This window comes from Scopulibacillus daqui, assembly GCF_016908855.1.
Classification (GTDB): Bacteria; Bacillota; Bacilli; order Bacillales; family Sporolactobacillaceae; genus Scopulibacillus_A; species Scopulibacillus_A daqui.
Window position 1 is genome coordinate 1 of record NZ_JAFBER010000023.1, and the last position, 18,452, is coordinate 18,452.

The window sequence follows — 18,452 nt, forward strand, 5'->3', positions numbered from 1 at the left end:
TTGTTTCTCGTCAATTCAAGTGTAAAGGATTAAGGAGCTTGCGTGTATTTTTTTGTTTTAATTTTTCTCATACCCCAACAAATATTGTAGAGCCTATTTTTAGTTAGATATCATTTTAACGATTTAAAAAAGGTTTTTGTATTAAAAGCTTTTTTGGTATTGTAGGTTATAATAGAAAGGACTATAATTTGTTTCTGCTTTATTTAGATGAGGTTGTTGCGGGGGAGTGTTTTTGTGAAAAAAAGAGGTAAAAAGTATAATATATACCAGAGGTTCTATAGAAGTTTTAAATTGAATTTTATCAAGCTCTTGCGCTCGCCAGGAGGGGCTAAAAAAGTTGCTTTAGGATTTGCCATTGGATTTGGTTTAGAAATGTTAGTGATTTCAACGGCTTGCTTAATATATATTCTCTTGTTTCCGTTGGTTAAATTGGCCCGCGCCTCACTTCCAGCCGCAATTATTGGCAACGTCATAGGAAAATTAACATTTCTCCCAGTGCTGCTTATCCCATTTGCAAAAAAAATCGGTGCTTTTGTTTATCCGATTAATAATGGCAACGACAACGTTCAGGAACACTCATTATTGGACGTTTTAGAAGGTGACTTTTCTGTTATTAAAGATCTGCTTCACGGGGGCATGCATATATTAATTGGCATGACGATCTTTGGCATTATCTTTGGGGTTATTTCCTACTACATTATAAGTTATCTATATAATAAAGAGAGAGAAAGACGAATGACAAAGAAACGGAGTAAGACGAAGAGGAATATTTCAATGCATTAAAAAATGAAATAAAGGGTTAGTGGCGGGGCTGTGTGGGAATCGAACCCACCAGAGACGTCACGCGCCTCCCACAAGTTTTGAAGACTCAGGCAAGCACCAGCTACGCGACCAGCCCCGTATGTCAGGGTTCTGCAAAAATATTTTTCAGAAAAAAACTTAGGGAACTTGGCCATATCCCCCGCAAGGTTAAGTATAGATTAGAATCCCAAGAACGACAAGGGGCTGAGCCGTTGAATTTAAGAATGGAAGTGCCGCATCATTCTAGAGAGAGGAAGAAAAGGCTCCTCCTGCTTAAAAGCAAAGGCTTGTGCTTAGGGGAATGTATGTTGAATCAATCATTGAAATATCGGAGTATGGTGTTGAAAGGAAGGTTTGAAGCAGTGATCTACATTGGTTTGACAGGCTGGGGCGATCATGACAGCTTGTATGAGGAACCGATAACAAAAGCAACAAAGCTCGAAATGTACGCTAGTCACTTTCCGGTCGTCGAGTGTGATAGTTCCTTTTACGCCATTTTACCGGAAAATAGCTATGTAAAGTGGATCAAGGAAACGCCCGAAACATTTTCGTTTATTGTTAAAGCCTATCAAGGAATGACAGGGCATGCCCAACATGACATCCCTTATAAAACGATTGGCGATATGTTTGAAGCTTATATTGCTTCCATTCAGCCATTAATCGAAGCCGACAAATTAACGGCTGTTCTGTTTCAATACCCGCCGTGGTTTAATTGTACGAAGGACCACATTGCTTTATTAAGATATACAAGACATAAAATGGGCGATATACCTGTTGTTTTAGAATTTCGGAATCAATCATGGTTCAAGGGGCCGATGAAGAAAAAAACACTCGCATTTATGAAAGAAGAAGGGTGGATACATAGTATTTGTGATGAGCCGCAAGCGGGCGAAGGCTCTGTCCCAATCGTTTTAGAATCTACAAATTCTGATAAGACAATCGTTAGAATGCACGGCAGGAATATTGCCGGATGGGAAAATAAAGGGCAGCCTAACTGGCGGGATGTTCGATACCTATATCGCTATAATTATCAAGAGTTAAAAGAATGGCAGGAAAGATTACAAGTGCTGCAAAAGAAAACAAAGGATATCTATGTTATTTTTAATAATAATTCCGGCGGCGATGCAGCCGACAACGCAAAGATGTTAATGACGCTGCTGGACATTGATTATGAAGGATTGGCTCCAAAACAATTGAATCTTTTTTAAGCGCATGTTTTTTATTTATGGGTTTAAAAACTCACCTGAACTGCCCTCTGTCAAGTGACAGTGTAAATAATAAAAAATGATCTAAGCGGCTTTAGCTCTATATTCTTCCATAGGGCTGAGGCCGTTTAGTCGTTTTTGATATCTATCGTGGTTGTAAAATTGAACTCATCGCAACAGAAAGTTCTCTGAAAGTCTCGTATTTATGTAAATAATATTTCGCACATTTGAGGCTCCTCAATAAAGATGCCATTGGTTCATTTTCAATACACCTAGCGCGTGACATACTATGCGTATCTCAGGAATGCGCTATAAGATCTTTTAGACATAAAAATAGCGCCCCTCAGGCATCAAGATTTTATTTTTAATCTATCTGCCAAGGGGAGCCAAATCATTCTCTCCAGGCGGGTTTTTTATTGCGATCTGGTGAATGTATTATTGCGTTTTATCTGCGGGAGCTTAAGTTCAACGAGCGGTTTTGCAAATTCCCGCACCGGCTTGCTGGCCAGCAATAAAACAATGACAATGGACAGAATGAACAAGGCAACATATTGGCTTTTATGGCCGATGCTATTGTAATAAGGGCTTAAATTGATCGTCTTAATAAAGAATCCATGCAACAGGTAAACATAAAGGGTATTTTGCCCAAGTTTAGTAAAGGATTTCTTTGTCTTTGGCATTAAAGCCATCACGCAGAATGTCGTCAGGAATGAACCGGCATAGAAGACTAATCGGAAAATGCCATCGGTCCAAGTCTTAATGCCCATATCCGCATAAGAGCTGTCGCCAAGAAGCCACTCGGTCCAAGCATCCGGGAATACAAAGTAGCAAATCATAAAGATACCGGCAAGAATTGGAACGGCGGCAAATTTATTCACCGATTTTCGAAGTTTAACAAAATGTTCATTTTTAAGAAGGTAGCCGAGATAGAAAAACGGGAAGAATACGAATGTTCTTTCAATGCTTAAATAAGATCCGAATACGTCAAAGTAACCGATGGCGGCACCAAGCAAGATTGCGACAGGAAATCCGTATTTTCCTAACTTTGAAAATGGAATGATCGCTAAATGCCAGAAAAATATACTAATTAAGAACCAAAGCGACCAGTGCGGATCAAGCAGCGTTAATTTAAGGTGATCATCGTAGCCTGTAAAATAATAGTAAAATGAATAAATCACTTGGAAGATAAAATAGGGTATTAAAGTCCGTTTAATTGTTTTTTTAATATATCCCGGTTTATTAAATCCTTTGCAAAAATATCCGGAGATAAGGATGAAGGCCGGCATGTGAAATAAGAAAATGAATATATACAAAGCAAATAATATATGATGGTTGTTCTTTAATGGACTGATGATATGACCAAATACAACCAGTAATATTAAAATGAATTTTGCATTATCGAAATAAAAATCACGTTTACCCAATCATTATCCTCCTTTCAAGTTGTCTTGATTCGAACATCACAACCAATTATTTCGAAAAATTTTTTAACATATTGACGGTCTGAGAGCAATTTATCAGCTGTACGTCACGTCTTTTTGATCCACATAGAGATGGTTTTGATCATCGATTTGACATAGAATAATATTTTCAATACTCGTATAGCCATTGGCTTTCAAAAGTGTTTTCAGCCAATCTTCGCTTTTATGCAGGGCATCCAGGGAATCTTTAATGATCTTGCCGTCTATCACTAAATTATAAGCAAGCCCTCGCCCTTTTACATTGATATTTAAGTCCTTTTTCGTTGCACTCATCGCCGAAGGATGTTTGAGAACAGATAACGTCCCGTCTGTTTCCACTATGGCGGCATCTACTTCATCGATGTAGAAAGTGTCTTTCTTTCTTAGCATCATAAGCAGATCGTTAACATTAAGCTTGATTTTTCTTAATTGATCTTCTAATATTTTTCCTTTTCTTATCACTATAGTAGGTTCTCCGTTGACAACTTTTCGAATGATAAGGTGTTTCATGACGGCATGCCCTAAAATAAATGACAAAAAGGCAAATAACGATATCGATAGCATCGTTTTTAAAACCCCTAAATCAGGGGTCATGATACTGCTTCCGACAAGGGCTCCCAAAGAAATGCCCGCGACATAATCAAAAACAGTCATTTGTGAAATGAGTTTTTTGCCAAGGATTCTAGTCCAGATAAAAAGGGTAATAAAAATGATAATTGTACGGCTTAAAATGTCTATATAACCCATTATAAATTCATTCCCAGTCTTTAGAATGTTTAATCTTACTATTGTATTACAATATTTTTTCATCTTTATTAAAGGTTTATACAAAAAGGGGCGCCAAAAAGTCAGTTGCCTTGACTTTTTGGCGCCTTTGCCTCTAATCGAGCTTTACTTTATATCAATAATGTCTTTTTCACCAAAGTTGACCTTGCCTGTTTTATTCAATTTAATCTCTTTACCTTCCGGCAGGTTTGTAAATACAATAGGTGTCACGACTGAAGGAACTTTTTCTTTAATGCCTTGCAAGTCAAACTTCATCAGCTTTTGCCCTTGCGTAATATTTTCTCCTTCTTGTACTAATAGATCAAATCCTTCACCTTTTAGATTTACCGTGTCTAAACCAACATGGATCAAAATTTCCAATCCATCTTCTGATTCTATGCCGATGGCGTGCTTAGTAGGGAAGAGCGTTTTAATTGTACCGTTAACTGGTGAAACGAGTTCACCTTCTTCAGGGTTTACAGCAAATCCATCACCCATCATTTTTTGCGAGAATACTTGGTCAGGCACTTCGCTGATCGGCATTATCTCACCTTTCAGCGGTGAAGCTATTTGATTCATATCGACACAGGTTTCGCTGTCTGCATCTGTGTTTTCTATATTTTCATTTTCAGTCTCATTAGCTTTTGTTTCAAGCTGTGACGGATCAAACCCGGATTGTACAAGGCGCTTCATCGCATCAGCGACAAATTCAACACTTGTACCGACGATGATTTGCAAGTTTGTTTTATTTAATTTAACAACACCGCGTCCGCCGTGGCGTTTAATCGCAGCTTCGTCGGCAAGACTTGAATCTTTAACATTTAAGCGAAGGCGGGTTGTACAGTTATCAATATTTGTAATGTTGTCGCGTCCGCCGATATCGCTTAAGAAACGGGCTGCCATCACTTCATATTTATCATCCATGTTGACGCCTGCCAGTGCTTCTTCATTGCCCTCTGTATCTTCTTTCTCGTCATCTCGTCCCGGTGTCTTTATGTCCATGATTTTGATTAAGAAATAGAAGACGATAAAGTAAATAACAGCATATACAATACCTACCAGAAGCAGAAGCAATGGTTTTTGCGCAATCCCGAAATTAAGAACATAGTCAATAGCGCCTGCAGAGAAGCCAAAGCCGTCATGAATGCCCAAAAGGTACGTGATAGCCATTGAGCTGGCTGTTAACAATGCGTGAACACCATAAAGAACCGGGGCGATAAACATAAACGTAAATTCAATCGGCTCTGTAACACCAGTCAGAAATGCGGTTAAAGCAATCCCTGCAAAAAAGCCTGTCACTTCTTTTCTCCGTTCCGGTTTGGCAGCTGCTATCATTGCAAAACAAGCCGCAGGCAAACCAAACATAAAAATTGGGAAGAAACCAGCTAGTAGAAGCCCTGCGTTCGGATCGTGAGCAAAAAATCTGTTAATCTCACCGTGAACGCCATGGTAATCTCCAAAAACAAACCAGATGAAACTATTAAGTACATGGTGAAGGCCTAATGGAATTAATAATCGGTTGAGGAGACCGTAAATAGCGGCTCCAACAGAACCTGCATCAATAATCCAGTTGCCGACAGCATTAATTGCATTTTGGACATATATCCAAAAAGAACCAAAAATTAAGGCTAAGATTAACATCGTTACAGCGGTTATGATTGGAACAAACCGTCTGCCGCCGAAGAAAGACAGCCAGTCAGGCAATTTAATATCATGAAATCGATTATATAAGAGACCGGCGACAACCCCTGTAATAATACCGCCTAAGACATCCATATTAATATCTTTGTTAATGGCATGAACACCAGCGGTTAAAACAAAATAGCCAACCACGCCGGCTAAAGCGGCTGCGCCATTATTATCTTTGGCAAAGCCAACCGCAATGCCTATCGCAAAAATAAGTGCAAGATTAGTAAAGACAGCCTGGCCGGCATCCATGATAAATTTAATATTGAGTAAATCAGGCTGGCCAAGGCGGAGAAGAATAGCGGCCGCAGGCAAAACAGCGATTGGCAGCATCAGCGATTTACCGATTTTTTGTAAGAAGCCTAACATTAATCATATCCCCCCAAATTAAGACAAGTTCGGAATTCTGTCCTTATATTTTGTAATTAAATGTTGATTATGCGCATCAGCGCCCTTAATATTTCCGCTCATAAAAATCGGCGGCTTAAGGTTTTCATCAGCAAGATAATCAATCGCTTCTACAATAATGCAGTTAATGATGGTTGTTCCAATAACGGTTGAAGTCGGTCCAAAAGCTTGTCCGATCCGCTCGTCTTTTATAATCGCATCTCCCGGCGCTGAGTGATTATCGATAACGAGATCAGCAATTTCATACAATTTCTTTTTCGAATGGTGCCTTGACTCCGATTGTTTAGAATAAGCTGCGGATGTTAAGGCGATCACCCGGGCCCCTTTATTTTTGGCATAAAGCGCTGCATCAATTGGGACCCCATTAATGCCAGATGTTGAAACAACGATGAATACATCATTTTTGTTAATGTCATACTTTTCGAGATAGGGCTGGATGAAATCGTTTTGCCTTTCGAGCTGAGATGATCGTGCAGCCCCTTTATGGAGCATTAAATCTTCAATAAGTATCGGATGAACGGGAACTAAACCGCCGGCACGATAAAAGATTTCTTCGCCTATAAGATGAGAATGCCCGCAGCCGAAAATATGAATCAAGCCGTTGTTTTTTATAGAATCTGCAATATATTTTGCGGCTTTCTTTAAGGTTGATTCGTCATTTTTTACTTGCTGTAACAACTCTTCAATACAGGAAAGATATTGATTAAGCATATAATCCTCCTTTCAAAGCGAGTCACATTTTTTTAAACAAATGAGGAAGAATATAGAACTATATTCATGGTCACTTTGACACCGCTTACTTAAACGTATATTATCATAAAGGAATATAGATGTCTATACCAACGAATTTTAAAATGATAATATATATAAGTGTGATAATCATGGATAATTCTGTTATAATCGTCCCGTTTTTTTCAATTTTAAAAGGTTTGGGTGAATTATAGATGTCTAGACAACATAATATTATAGTGCTACGATAAAATAAACGAGGTTAATGGATAGGGGGAATAACCATGCTCATCAAAGGTTTGAAAATCTTTAAAGAAAATGAAGTTATTGATAAAGGATACATCGAAATATCAGGCGGGAAAATAAAAGATATCGGTGAGCAGTGTCAAATAAAAGACAATGAAACAATAAGTTTTCCGGAAACCTATAAATGTCTGCCAGGAATGATTGATGTCCATATCCATGGTGCAAACGGATCGGATACAATGGATGCGACCCCCCATGCGTTAGAAAATATTGCCCAAACATTGCCCAAAGAAGGCACAACGAGCTTCCTGGCTACCACAATTACACAGGAACATTCAGCAATTGAACGGGCTTTGGAAAATGCCGGAAAGTACATTAACGACCAACCGGATGGAGGTCAAGCTGAAGTTGTCGGTATTCACCTTGAAGGACCGTTTATCAATCCCGAGAAAGCTGGTGCTCAACCCCTTGAATATATCATAGAAGGGGATATTTCTCTTTTCAAAAAATGGCAAGATATGTCGAACGGCAATATTCGTCTTGTCACACTGGCTCCGGAAAGAAAGAATGGTTTAGCGTTAATTAAATATCTGAGCGAAAACCAAGTAACAGCATCTATAGGCCATTCAAACGGCACGTATCACGATGTTGACCAAGCGATTAAAGCCGGCGCAACACATGTTACACATTTGTATAACGGTATGAAAGGCCTTCATCACCGCGAACCGGGCGTTTTAGGGGCAGCGCTTTTGCGTCATGAATTATATGCGGAAATGATTGTTGATGGTTTGCATATTTGCCCGGAAATGGTCGATCTTGCTTACCGGCAAAAGGGCAGTGACCGGACGGTTCTTATTACGGATGCCATGAGGGCAAAATGTATGAAGAACGGCATTTATGACCTAGGCGGCCAAGATGTTCGTGTTGAAGACGGCAAAGCGACTCTAGCGAATGGCTCGCTTGCCGGAAGTGTATTAGAAATGAAACAAGCTATAAAAAATATTTTGGCGTATACAGATGCGACGCTGGTTGATGTAATGAAAATGGGAGCTGTCAATCCTGCGATCCAATGCGGTGTATTTGATAGAAAAGGAAGCGTTGAAATCAATAAAGACGCCGATCTCATTATTTTAGATGAAAATAATGATCTTGTGATGACGATTTGCCGCGGGGCGATTGCTTATCAACGATAATTTATAATAGAGGGTGAGTTGAAATGAAGATTATTCAAGCAGAAAATTACAAGGACCTTAGCGAAAAAGCGGCTAAGTTTATTATAGATTACGTTCGGAATAAGCCTGATTTGGTGCTCGGTTTAGCGACAGGCGGCACACCGGAAGGCACTTATGAATATATGGTCGATGATTTTAAAAAGAATAAAACGACATATAAAGATGTAAAATCAGTCAATTTAGACGAATATGTCGGTCTTTCTCCAGAAAATCCAAATAGTTATCATGCTTACATGTATAATCATTTGTTTAAGCATATTGATATTCCAGAAAACCAACGCAATATTCCCAATGGTGCAGCTGATGATCTCGAAGCTGAGTGTAAACGGTACGATCAGCTGATCGCATCATTAGGCGGCGTTGATCTCCAATTATTAGGCATTGGCCACAATGGACATATTGGTTTTAATGAGCCGGGAACATCTTTTGAAAAAAGAACCCACCTTGTTGAGTTAACAAGATCAACAAGACGGGCGAATGCAAGATTTTTCAACACCATTGATGAAGTGCCGACGCACGCGCTGACAATGGGTATTAAAGCCATCATGGAAAGTAAACATATCCTCTTGATTGCTTCAGGCAAAGGTAAAGCTGAAGCGATGAGAAGATTAATCTGTGAAGAAAATATCAGTGAAGATTTTCCAGCATCCAGCCTGCAAGATCATTCTCATGTTACAATAATAGCAGACAAAGAAGCGCTTTCACTTGCTTACAACTATGAAAGGAGAGCATGAGATGATCGATCGCGAGTCGCCAGTGCCAATTTATTACCAAATAGAAGAATATATCAAGCAACTAATCGAAACAGAAGCACTTAATCCTGGTGACGCCATTCCTTCCGAAAGAGAATTTACTGAGCAATTTAAAGTCAGCCGGATGACAGTAAGACAAGCTATTACCAATTTGGTGAATGAAGGTTATCTTTTTAGGCAAAAAGGCAAAGGAACATATGTATCCAATCAAAAAATAGAACAAACGCTTCAAGGATTAACAGGCTTTACTGAAGATATGAAAAAAAGGGGACTGAAGCCAGGCAGCAAAATTTTAGATTTTAAATTGGCTCCCGCAGAATTAAGTGTTGCCAAGCAATTATATATCAATGAACATGATCCTGTATATGAAATAAAAAGGATTCGTCTCGCGGATGATTTGCCGATGGCTCTCGAAATGTCATATCTTCCTGCGAATCTTATTAAAGGATTAACAGAAGAAATTGTTAACAACTCCCTTTATGAATATATAGAAGATAACCTTCAGCTGAAAATTGACTATGCGACTCAAGTTATAGAATCTTCACTGTCACACGAGGATGAAGCAAAGCTTTTGCAAATCCCTAAAAATGCACCGATTCTTTTAATCCAAAGACAAACTTTTCTAGATAACGGCCAGCCTTTTGAATTAGTAAAATCTAAATATCGCGGCGATCGCTATAAATTTGTCGTTGATATGAAGAGAGTGTGATTGGAAGAGGGCTGTCCATTTCTAAAATGAAGCAAGTGGAGAAAATGAATTGTTTTTCTCCACTTGCTTTTTTCCTTCATCAATTGATGGGCTAATCCCGGTCCCAATTCGGGAATAAGCTCCCGCGTTAAATTCTGATATATCAATATTATCTATTTTAAATAAATTAATAAAATAGTTTGACAAATAAAGATGTTAAGCATATAATTGTCTTAACAAGTAAATATCAAATAAAAGAGGGTTAACGATGTTTAATTCACTTGATGTATCGATTGGTTACCCTACAGTATTAACAGGCCGCAGAATTGTGCACTTTCTATATAGCCATCTGCGTCTGTATGATATTACACCGGAACAATGGACGATATTAAGATACTTAGGGGGTCAAGACGGCATAACACAAAAAGAACTGTCGCAGAAATCAGGGAAAGACCAGGCAACTGTCACACGAATCTTGGACATATTGGACCGCAAAGAACTTATCGTACGCCAATCTAATGCCAGCGACAGACGGTCGTTTTTAGTTTATTTGACTGAAGAAGGGAAAGCGCTTCGGGATACAATTGAACCGATCATGCAAGAAATATACGAGAAAGTGTTTAATGGCATACCTGAAGAAAAGCTGGAAATATTCCTAGAAGTATTAAATCAAGTGAACGAAAATTTAGAGTATGAATTAGAAAAGCAAACGGTCAGATAATTTTAAAGCGCTTTCCGGCTGCTGCGATTTAAAAAGTTTAAGTTCTTTATTTCTTTTTGATATTTAAGGAGGTTAACCGAATGGACGATCGGACTTTTAGAGATGCAATGGGGAAATTTGCTACAGGTGTGACGGTTATTACAACGGTTTTGGGAGATGAAGTTCACGGCATGACGGCGAATGCATTCATGTCTGTTTCGCTCAACCCGAAACTCATTACGGTATCTATTGACGAAAAAGCCCACATGCTTAAGAAACTGGTGCAATCCGGCAAGTTTGCTGTAAGTATTCTTTCTGAAGATCAGATAGAAATGTCAATGCATTTCGCCGGACAAAAGGAAAAACAAGACGTCGAATTCGATTGGATTTCCGGCGTTCCCGTCATCAAGAATGCTTTAGCCAATATTATTTGCGATGTTTATGATACTCACAAAGCCGGAGACCACACTTTATTTATTGGAGAAGTGATGGATCTGAATATCTCTCAAGGCAACCCGCTTACTTTTTACAGCGGAAAGTACGGCAGAAATTTGCTTAATCAAGGGCAAGCGGTTTAATTGAAGGGAGTGATTAACAGCAGCGGGTAATCATCCATTGTCGAAACACTTTTAACTCAAAAACTATATATAAAGGAGATGATGAATTTGATCGATCTTAAAACGGCACGCGAAAAACTTAGAGGTTCAATTGCGCCGATTATCACGCCGTTTGATGAGAACGGTGAATTCGATCAAAGCACTTTTGAATCATTGATTAACTGGCATATTGAAAGCGGTTCCCACGCTATTTCTGTAACAGGAACAACTGGAGAACCAAGCTCTTTAACAATAGAAGAACGTGAAAAAGTCATGGAAACAGCTATCAAGGCAGCCAAAGGCCAAGTACCGGTTGTTCCGGGAACCGGGTCTACAAACCATAAGGAAACACTTCACTTAACTCGTCTTGCTCAAGAAATGGGCGCAGACGCAGCACTCGTTATCGTACCTTACTACAATAAACCTTCGCAGCATGCCCTGTACAAACATTTTAAAACGGTTGCAGATTCAGTAGATATTCCCATCATTGTATATAACATCCCAGGAAGAACAGCGGTAAATATGGACGTTAAAACATTGGCCAGATTGAATGAAGATTGTCCTAATATTATTGGAGTGAAAGAATCAAATAAAGACTTTGAACACGTGAACCGCGTGTTGTTGAATTGCGGAAAGGATTTTCTTCTCTACTCAGGCATTGAGCTGCTTTGTTACCCAATGCTTGCGATTGGCGGGGCCGGGTCTATCAGCGCAACAGCAAACATCGTCCCAGACAAAGTGGCAGAATTACATAATGCATGGTTTGAAGGCGACGTGAAGCGGGCGCAAGACTTACATTATGAATTAATGCCTTTAAATGATGTCTTGTTCAAAGATACAAATCCTGCACCGCTGAAAGCTGCTCTTGGCATGATGGGTAAAATCACGCCAAAACTGCGTTTGCCGATGGATTTGCCGACAGAAGAACTGCAATCGGAAATTCGTTCAGTTTTGTCAAATTATGTAGATTTATCTGTTAAACAATAATAAAACAGAAATCTTTTAGAAATTAAATCAAGAGGAAAGAGGGAGAACCTTGAGTCAGTTAAAAGTATCCGACGTTAAAGTTAAAGAAAAGATTCCGCTTTTCATCAATGGCGAATTTGTAGAATCAACAAATAATAAAACTTTTGACAACCTTAACCCGCTGACAAACGAAAAACTTAATGTTGTTTATGAAGGAACGAAGGAAGATATCGATAAGGCCGTTAAAGCTGCCGATGCCGCATTTCACGGACCGTGGCGCACAATGAAACTAAAAGAAAGGTTAAGCATCATTCATAAGATTGCTGACCTGATTGATGAACATGTTAAAGAGATTTCTAGATTGGAATCTATTGATACCGGACTGCCGATCAGACAAACAAAAAATATGGCTCATCGGGCTGCAGAAAACTTCAGGTTTTACGCAGAAATGGTATCAAGCCACATGGTTGGCGAAGCCTATCAGGTTGATCAAGATTATTTGAATTATACGATTCATAAACCGGTTGGCGTAACAGGGATCATCACACCATGGAACTCACCGATAATGCTGTCAACTTGGCGAATTGCTCCTGCGCTTGCGACCGGCAACACAGTCGTGCTAAAACCGGCTGAATGGACACCGCTGACTGCTGATAAATTAGCTGAAGTGATGGATCAAGCCGGCTTGCCTAAAGGCGTTTTCAACGTTGTGCACGGATTTGGCGAAACAGCCGGAGCCTCTCTTGTTGCTCATCCTGCTGTGAAACTGATTTGTTTCACAGGCGAAACAGTTACCGGTTCAGAAATTATGAAAAACGGCGCCGATACTTTAAAACGCTATTCTATGGAACTTGGCGGCAAATCACCGATTATCGTTTTTGATGATGCTGACTTAGACCGGGCGCTTGACGCTGCCGTTTGGGGAATCTTCTCATTTAACGGCGAGCGCTGTACAGCGAATTCGCGCCTATTCCTTCATGAATCTATTAAAGATGAGTTTGTTAATAGATTAAAAGAAAGAGTTGAACATATTGTCGTCGGCGATCCGCTTGATGAAAAAACCGATGTCGGACCATTAATCCATGATAAACACTACCAAAAGGTTAAAGGCTTCCTAGATGAAGCTGAGAAACAAGGGCTCGAGATGTTCAGCGGACAACTGCCTGCCGAATATCCCAACGGTCATTTTGTTCCGCCAACTGTTATACTTGATGTTTCTAATGACTCAATATTTGCGCAGCAGGAAATTTTCGGTCCGGTATTAACCGTCATGACATTTAAAGAGGAAGAAGAAGTCATCAAATGGGCAAATGATGTGAAATACGGACTCGCCGGCTATGTATGGACAAAAGACATTCAGCGCGGCCACCGCATTTCGCAGGCTATTGATGCCGGAATGATTTGGATTAATTCACAAAATGTCCGCGATCTCCGTGTGCCGTTCGGAGGGTCGAAATACAGCGGCATTGGCCGTGAAGGCGGACATTATATTTTTGATTTTTATACAGAAAGGCAAGTTATTCATGTTGCTTTAGGAGAACATCATATTCCGAAATTCGGGGTTGAAAAATAAGGGGGAGGATCAGCGATGCCAGCACGTACAGGCGAGCAATATATTCAAAAATTAAAGAATGCTGACAACAATGTTTATATTCATGGTGAACGAGTGAAAGATGTCACAGAACATCCGGCATTTAAAAATGTTATTCAATCAATGGCGAGATTGTATGATATCCAATATGAAAAACCCGAAAAAATGTTGTATAAATCCCCGACAACCGGCGATCAAGTCGGCCTGTCATTCATTCAGCCGAAAACCATTGATGATCTTATTGCCCGCCGGGAAATGATCACCGAGTGGGCCCGCTTTACCGGCGGTATGATGGGACGTTCCCCTGATTATCTAAACACTGATCTTATGGCTTTCGGAACAGCAAATCAATTTTTCGCTGAAGGCGATCCGATGTTTGCGGAAAATATTAAAAATTACTATGAATACTGCCGCGAAAATGATATCGCTTTAACGCATACACTCATTCATCCGCAAGTAAACCGGGCGAAAGCACAGCATGAGCAAAAAGATGCCAATGTTGCGCTGCATATCGTTGAAAAAAATGATGACGGCGTTGTCGTTGAAGGCGTTCGGCTTTTAGCCACACAAGGCGCCATAACTGACGAAATTATGGTGTTCCCTTCAACGGTTAAAAGAGCCGGAGAATTAGACGATCCATACTCACTGGCCTTTGCCATTCCGAATAATACACCTGGTTTGAAATTAATGAGCAGGGAGTCATTCGACTACGGAAAAAATCATTGGGATCATCCGCTTGGTTCGCGTTTTGAAGAAGGCGATACAATCGTTTATTTTGATCATGTTCTTGTTCCATGGGATCGTATTTTTGTGCTTGAGAATTCTTCAGTTTGCAACCGGACATTCGGGGAAACCAATGCTGTTGTTCATTCTTCACATCAAGTGATTGCGAAAAATGTTGTTAAAACTGAGTTCGTTCTTGGTGCAGTTTTGAGCTTAATGGATGCTATCGGCATCGATCAATTCCAGCACGTTAAAGATAAAGGTTCAGAAATCATGATTGCTTTGGAAACAATGAAATCGCATTTGTATCGCGCTGAATATAATGCAAAAATTGACAAATGGGGGATGATGACTCCGGATTTTGCGCCGCTTGATGCTGCAAGAAACTGGTATCCTCAAGTCTATCCGCGTCTTGTTGAAATACTTAGAATCCTTGGCGCATCTGGAATGATGGGGATTCCAACACAAGCTGATTTCGAAAATGAAGAAATTGGCCCAATCCTTCACCGGGCTGCCCAAGGCAAGAATCTCGAAGGCTACGAACGTGTCCAGCTGTTCCGGCTTTGCTGGGATTTGACAATGAGTGCTTTTGGAACACGGCAAGTTCACTATGAATACTATTTCTTCGGCGATCCAATTAAGATGCACATGACCTATTTTGATAATTATGATAAACAACCATTTAAAGATATGATCAGCGAATTTTTAGACCGTGCAAAATCTACAAGACCGAAATACGCAAAAGCTTAATAGACATGATAAATTGTGCGGAATGGGGGATGGCGGATGAATGCTAATATCATACGTACGGCTAGAACGATCATAAATGCGGCTGATCTTGATGCTGCCAAAGATTTCTATGTCAATGCATTGGGATTCATTGAAACGGAAAATGACGGTGAACACTTATACTTACGCGGACTGGAAGAGTACCATCATCACAGTCTCGTTCTGAAAAAATCTGCGCAAACAGGCGTTCAAGCTTTAGGTTTTAAAGTTTGGTCAAAAGCGGATTTAGAAACGCTTGCGGACTACTTTGAAAATATCAAATGTCCTGTCAAATGGTTTGACAAAGGTGATCAGTATGCGCTTGGCGAAGCTATAAGAGTGATGGATCCTCATGGTCTTCCGCTAGAATTTTACTATGAAATGGAAACGGTTGAGAGCTGTTTGCGGCGGTATGATCAATATAAAGGTGCTAAAGTGCAGCGCATCGACCACTTTAACTGCATGGTTCCGGATGTTGAGTCTGTGCATCGTTTCTTTATCAATGAATTAGGATTCAGATGCTCGGAATATACAGTGACTAAAGATAATAAAATGTGGGCCTCATGGATGTACAGAAAACCGACTGTTCATGACTTAGCGCTTACCAACGGTCATGGGCCAAGGCTTCATCATTTTGCCTATTTCTTAAGCGAACCGAACAGCATATTAAATATTTGCGATATTCTTGCCTCGCTTGGATACAGCAGCTCCATTGAGCGTGGACCGGGACGCCACGGCGTATCGAATGCTTTCTTCTTATACTTAAAAGACCCTGACGGAAACCGCATCGAATTATATACGGGCGATTATTTTACAGGCGACCCCGATTTTAAACCATTAAAGTGGGATTTCGATGACCCGCAAAGACAAACGCTTTGGGGGCATCCGGCGCCTGACAGCTGGTTTGAAGAAGCCTCGCCATTCCTTAATGTCTATACAGGAGAACCAGTAGATACTAAAGATTCTGTAGGCGTTCAAAAGAAACCGAATTATGCCAAATCATAAAGAAGTATAGGCTTGCTAAATGCAGGCCTATACTTTATTTTTATCAGTAGACTGACTGAAAAAAGGACGGTGATTGGAATGGGGCATCCTGTGTTAGTCAACGAAAGGCGGGGAAATATTATAGAAAATATTCATGAAGGCATCATATGCGGGGTTACAGATAACAGAGAATTGGCTTTTCATATCGGCGATGCCAATACATACGTTTATTACCGATCTGCAGCAAAGCCGCTTCAGGCGATTCCGTTATTTAAAGAAAATATTGATAAAAAGTATCGCCTGACAGACCAAGAAGCGGCGCTTTTTACTGCGTCACAGCGTGGAGAAGATTATCATCTTAAAGCGCTTGAGAGCGCCTTAGAAAAACTTGGACTTGATGAAAATGATTTATGTTGTCCGCCGTCTTATCCTTTAAATGAAAAACCAAAAGAACAATACCTTAATCACAATCTTAGCAGAAGAAGACTTCTCCACAATTGTTCGGGCAAGCATCTAGGGTTTCTTGCATGGTGCAAAGAAAAGGGCATGTCAAAAAGTGGATATTGGGACATCAATCACCCCCTTCAGACACTTATTCATCACACACTCAGCGAACTTTCTGAATGCCCGAAAGAAAGCATCAAAATAGCGGTTGACGGCTGCGGGGTACCTGTTTTTGCATTGCCGCTAAAACATATGGCTTTGTCTTATTTGAAGCTTGCTTGTCCTGATTTGATTAAAGATACAGAGACACGAGAGGCAGTCCGGCGAATGACGGCGATTATGAATCATGCGCCAGAAATGGTTGCATCACATCAATTTATTTGTACGGAACTGTTAAAGGATGACAATATTGTGGCTAAGGGCGGGGCTCAAGGCGTCTACTGCCTAGGCTTAAAAAAGGAAAGAACAGCAGTTGCTTTAAAAGTATACAGCGGTTCAGAAGCTGTATGGCCGAATATCATCGCCCGCGTTCTTGAGCAATTGGATTATGAAAATAAAAAGACGATTAACCGTTTAAAACAATTGAAACCTAATAAGATAATAAATGATAGCGGATGGGTTGTCGGTCAGATAGAAACGCCATTTAAATTGAACAAGGCTATATAAGAGGTGAAAAGTATGATAATAGAAGTCATTGCAACAAACCTGCAGGATGCTGTAGACGCCGAACGATATGGCGCGGATCGCATAGAACTGGTAAGTGCGATAAGTGAAGACGGCTTAACGCCAAGCTTCGGATTAATTAAACAAGTTGTAGATAAAGTTAATATTCCCGTCCAAGTGATGATTCGCCCGCATAGTCATTCATTTTCTTATACAGCTGATGATATGGCAGTGATGCTTCAGGACATTGATATCGTAAAAGAAATCGGGGCGGCCGGCATTGTTGTTGGTGCGTTGGATGATAGTGGAGGCATTGCTGATGAACAGCTTCATCTGCTACTAGAGAGAGCGGGAAATTTATCAGTTACTTTTCATCGGGCTTTTGATCATGTCGCCGATCAGGAAAAAGCATTGGAACAATTAACAGCCTTTTCGCAGATTGATAGAATTTTGACATCAGGAAAAGCTCAGACAGCTGATAAGGGAAGCAAACAAATTAAAAAACTTGTCGATCAAACACGTGATTCACATATCAAAATTCTTGCCGGCAGCGGATTAAAACCCAAAGGACTTAAAGATTTTATTTTATCAACAGGTGTTCAGGAAATACACTTGGGCAGCGGTGTGCGCAAAGACAAAAGCTATCTTAAAGGCATCGATCCGGATAGATTAAGCCTCGTTAAAGAGATTTGTTCTGCATTAAGCATATAAATGAGTCATTGCCAATTTGACGCAGATGTTCATTTTTTAGTTAAAAGCACAAAGCCGTTCTCGGCAAATTCCAATGGTTTAGGCTTGGCCAGTTGTCAGCAAATGTTACTGGCCAAGCTGTTTTTTAAAGCAAAGAGGAGGTGTCGTATAGAAAAGTCTATTCAGAAACGGCTGAATTTATGATTTTTATATAGTATCTTAATGTTTTAAAATGATTGACAAAAGATATGAAATGTTTTATAGTTCCAATATAAACTAAAAATACATTTTAAAATAAATGTAATCGATTGCAGGAGATTTTCCCAAAAAGAATAGGAAACTAGAATCATATATA

The 18,452-nt window shown here is 39.9% G+C and carries 17 protein-coding genes and 1 tRNA gene; 13 read left to right on the top strand and 5 right to left on the bottom strand.

What is annotated here, in order from left to right:
* The first annotated feature begins 291 nt into the window (after positions 1 to 291).
* A complete protein-coding gene (locus JOD45_RS13480; RefSeq protein ID WP_380897314.1) occupies positions 292 to 783 on the top strand; it encodes a DUF2062 domain-containing protein in 492 nt (163 codons plus the stop codon).
* Between the two features lie 20 nt (positions 784 to 803).
* On the opposite strand, the gene JOD45_RS13485 is transcribed toward JOD45_RS13480, so the two are convergent.
* Positions 804 to 899 (bottom strand) — tRNA-Sec (locus JOD45_RS13485).
* A 264-nt stretch (positions 900 to 1,163) separates the two neighbouring features.
* On the opposite strand from JOD45_RS13485, the gene JOD45_RS13490 reads away from it, so the two are divergent.
* A complete protein-coding gene (locus tag JOD45_RS13490) occupies positions 1,164 to 2,009 on the top strand; it encodes a DUF72 domain-containing protein (RefSeq protein WP_205004464.1) in 846 nt (281 codons plus the stop codon).
* A 410-nt stretch (positions 2,010 to 2,419) separates the two neighbouring features.
* Here the strand turns inward: JOD45_RS13490 and JOD45_RS13495 are convergent, their stop codons facing one another.
* The 4 genes from JOD45_RS13495 to JOD45_RS13510 form a co-directional block, all read right to left on the bottom strand.
* A complete protein-coding gene (locus JOD45_RS13495) occupies positions 2,420 to 3,430 on the bottom strand; it encodes an acyltransferase family protein (protein WP_205004428.1) in 1,011 nt (336 codons plus the stop codon).
* A 93-nt stretch (positions 3,431 to 3,523) separates the two neighbouring features.
* Entirely contained in the window at positions 3,524 to 4,276 is a 753-nt protein-coding gene (locus tag JOD45_RS13500) for a DUF421 domain-containing protein (RefSeq protein WP_205004429.1), read from the bottom strand.
* A gap of 81 nt (positions 4,277 to 4,357) precedes the next feature.
* Positions 4,358 to 6,286, bottom strand: a complete 1,929-nt coding sequence (nagE, locus tag JOD45_RS13505) for an N-acetylglucosamine-specific PTS transporter subunit IIBC (RefSeq protein WP_205004430.1) — start codon at positions 6,284 to 6,286, stop codon at positions 4,358 to 4,360.
* Between the two features lie 18 nt (positions 6,287 to 6,304).
* Entirely contained in the window at positions 6,305 to 7,036 is a 732-nt protein-coding gene (locus tag JOD45_RS13510) for an SIS domain-containing protein (protein ID WP_205004431.1), read from the bottom strand.
* 302 nt (positions 7,037 to 7,338) lie between these two features.
* Here JOD45_RS13510 and nagA point away from each other — a divergent pair, with 302 nt between their 5' ends.
* The 11 genes from nagA (at position 7,339) to JOD45_RS13565 (ending at position 18,118) form a co-directional block, all read left to right on the top strand.
* Entirely contained in the window at positions 7,339 to 8,493 is a 1,155-nt protein-coding gene (nagA, locus tag JOD45_RS13515; RefSeq protein WP_205004432.1) for an N-acetylglucosamine-6-phosphate deacetylase, read from the top strand.
* A 23-nt stretch (positions 8,494 to 8,516) separates the two neighbouring features.
* Positions 8,517 to 9,266 carry a glucosamine-6-phosphate deaminase gene (nagB, locus tag JOD45_RS13520; RefSeq protein ID WP_205004433.1) on the top strand — a complete coding sequence of 250 codons (750 nt, stop codon included), beginning with the start codon at positions 8,517 to 8,519 and terminating at the stop codon, positions 9,264 to 9,266.
* A 1-nt stretch (position 9,267) separates the two neighbouring features.
* Positions 9,268 to 9,993: a GntR family transcriptional regulator gene (locus JOD45_RS13525; protein WP_205004434.1), complete on the top strand. Its 726-nt coding sequence runs from the start codon at positions 9,268 to 9,270 to the stop codon at positions 9,991 to 9,993.
* Positions 9,994 to 10,240: 247 nt separating this feature from the next.
* Positions 10,241 to 10,693, top strand: a complete 453-nt coding sequence (locus tag JOD45_RS13530) for a MarR family winged helix-turn-helix transcriptional regulator (protein WP_205004435.1) — start codon at positions 10,241 to 10,243, stop codon at positions 10,691 to 10,693.
* An 80-nt stretch (positions 10,694 to 10,773) separates the two neighbouring features.
* A complete protein-coding gene (locus JOD45_RS13535) occupies positions 10,774 to 11,250 on the top strand; it encodes a flavin reductase family protein (protein WP_205004436.1) in 477 nt (158 codons plus the stop codon).
* A 90-nt stretch (positions 11,251 to 11,340) separates the two neighbouring features.
* Entirely contained in the window at positions 11,341 to 12,255 is a 915-nt protein-coding gene (gene hpaI / locus JOD45_RS13540) for a 2,4-dihydroxyhept-2-ene-1,7-dioic acid aldolase (protein ID WP_380897320.1), read from the top strand.
* 49 nt (positions 12,256 to 12,304) lie between these two features.
* Entirely contained in the window at positions 12,305 to 13,807 is a 1,503-nt protein-coding gene (gene hpaE, locus JOD45_RS13545) for a 5-carboxymethyl-2-hydroxymuconate semialdehyde dehydrogenase (protein ID WP_205004439.1), read from the top strand.
* A 15-nt stretch (positions 13,808 to 13,822) separates the two neighbouring features.
* A complete protein-coding gene (hpaB, locus tag JOD45_RS13550) occupies positions 13,823 to 15,298 on the top strand; it encodes a 4-hydroxyphenylacetate 3-monooxygenase, oxygenase component (RefSeq protein WP_205004440.1) in 1,476 nt (491 codons plus the stop codon).
* 36 nt (positions 15,299 to 15,334) lie between these two features.
* On the top strand, positions 15,335 to 16,321 hold the full coding sequence (gene hpaD, locus JOD45_RS13555; RefSeq protein ID WP_205004442.1) for a 3,4-dihydroxyphenylacetate 2,3-dioxygenase: 987 nt from the start codon (positions 15,335 to 15,337) through the stop codon (positions 16,319 to 16,321).
* Between the two features lie 78 nt (positions 16,322 to 16,399).
* Positions 16,400 to 17,410, top strand: coding sequence for an asparaginase (locus tag JOD45_RS13560; protein ID WP_205004443.1), 1,011 nt, complete (start codon positions 16,400 to 16,402; stop codon positions 17,408 to 17,410).
* Between the two features lie 12 nt (positions 17,411 to 17,422).
* Complete coding sequence (locus JOD45_RS13565) at positions 17,423 to 18,118, top strand: copper homeostasis protein CutC (protein WP_205004444.1); 696 nt, start codon at positions 17,423 to 17,425, stop codon at positions 18,116 to 18,118.
* The last annotated feature ends 334 nt before the right edge of the window (positions 18,119 to 18,452 follow it).

Coding starts and splice junctions, on each gene's coding strand:
- nagB (WP_205004433.1), top strand. CDS start 8,517: ATGAAGATTATTCAAGCAGAAAATTACAAGGACCTTAGCGAAAAAGCG.
- nagE (WP_205004430.1), bottom strand. CDS start 6,286: ATGTTAGGCTTCTTACAAAAAATCGGTAAATCGCTGATGCTGCCAATC.
- JOD45_RS13535 (WP_205004436.1), top strand. CDS start 10,774: ATGGACGATCGGACTTTTAGAGATGCAATGGGGAAATTTGCTACAGGT.
- JOD45_RS13525 (WP_205004434.1), top strand. CDS start 9,268: ATGATCGATCGCGAGTCGCCAGTGCCAATTTATTACCAAATAGAAGAA.
- JOD45_RS13500 (WP_205004429.1), bottom strand. CDS start 4,276: ATGAAAAAATATTGTAATACAATAGTAAGATTAAACATTCTAAAGACT.
- JOD45_RS13530 (WP_205004435.1), top strand. CDS start 10,241: ATGTTTAATTCACTTGATGTATCGATTGGTTACCCTACAGTATTAACA.
- nagA (WP_205004432.1), top strand. CDS start 7,339: ATGCTCATCAAAGGTTTGAAAATCTTTAAAGAAAATGAAGTTATTGAT.
- hpaB (WP_205004440.1), top strand. CDS start 13,823: ATGCCAGCACGTACAGGCGAGCAATATATTCAAAAATTAAAGAATGCT.
- JOD45_RS13565 (WP_205004444.1), top strand. CDS start 17,423: ATGATAATAGAAGTCATTGCAACAAACCTGCAGGATGCTGTAGACGCC.
- JOD45_RS13510 (WP_205004431.1), bottom strand. CDS start 7,036: ATGCTTAATCAATATCTTTCCTGTATTGAAGAGTTGTTACAGCAAGTA.
- JOD45_RS13560 (WP_205004443.1), top strand. CDS start 16,400: ATGGGGCATCCTGTGTTAGTCAACGAAAGGCGGGGAAATATTATAGAA.
- hpaD (WP_205004442.1), top strand. CDS start 15,335: ATGAATGCTAATATCATACGTACGGCTAGAACGATCATAAATGCGGCT.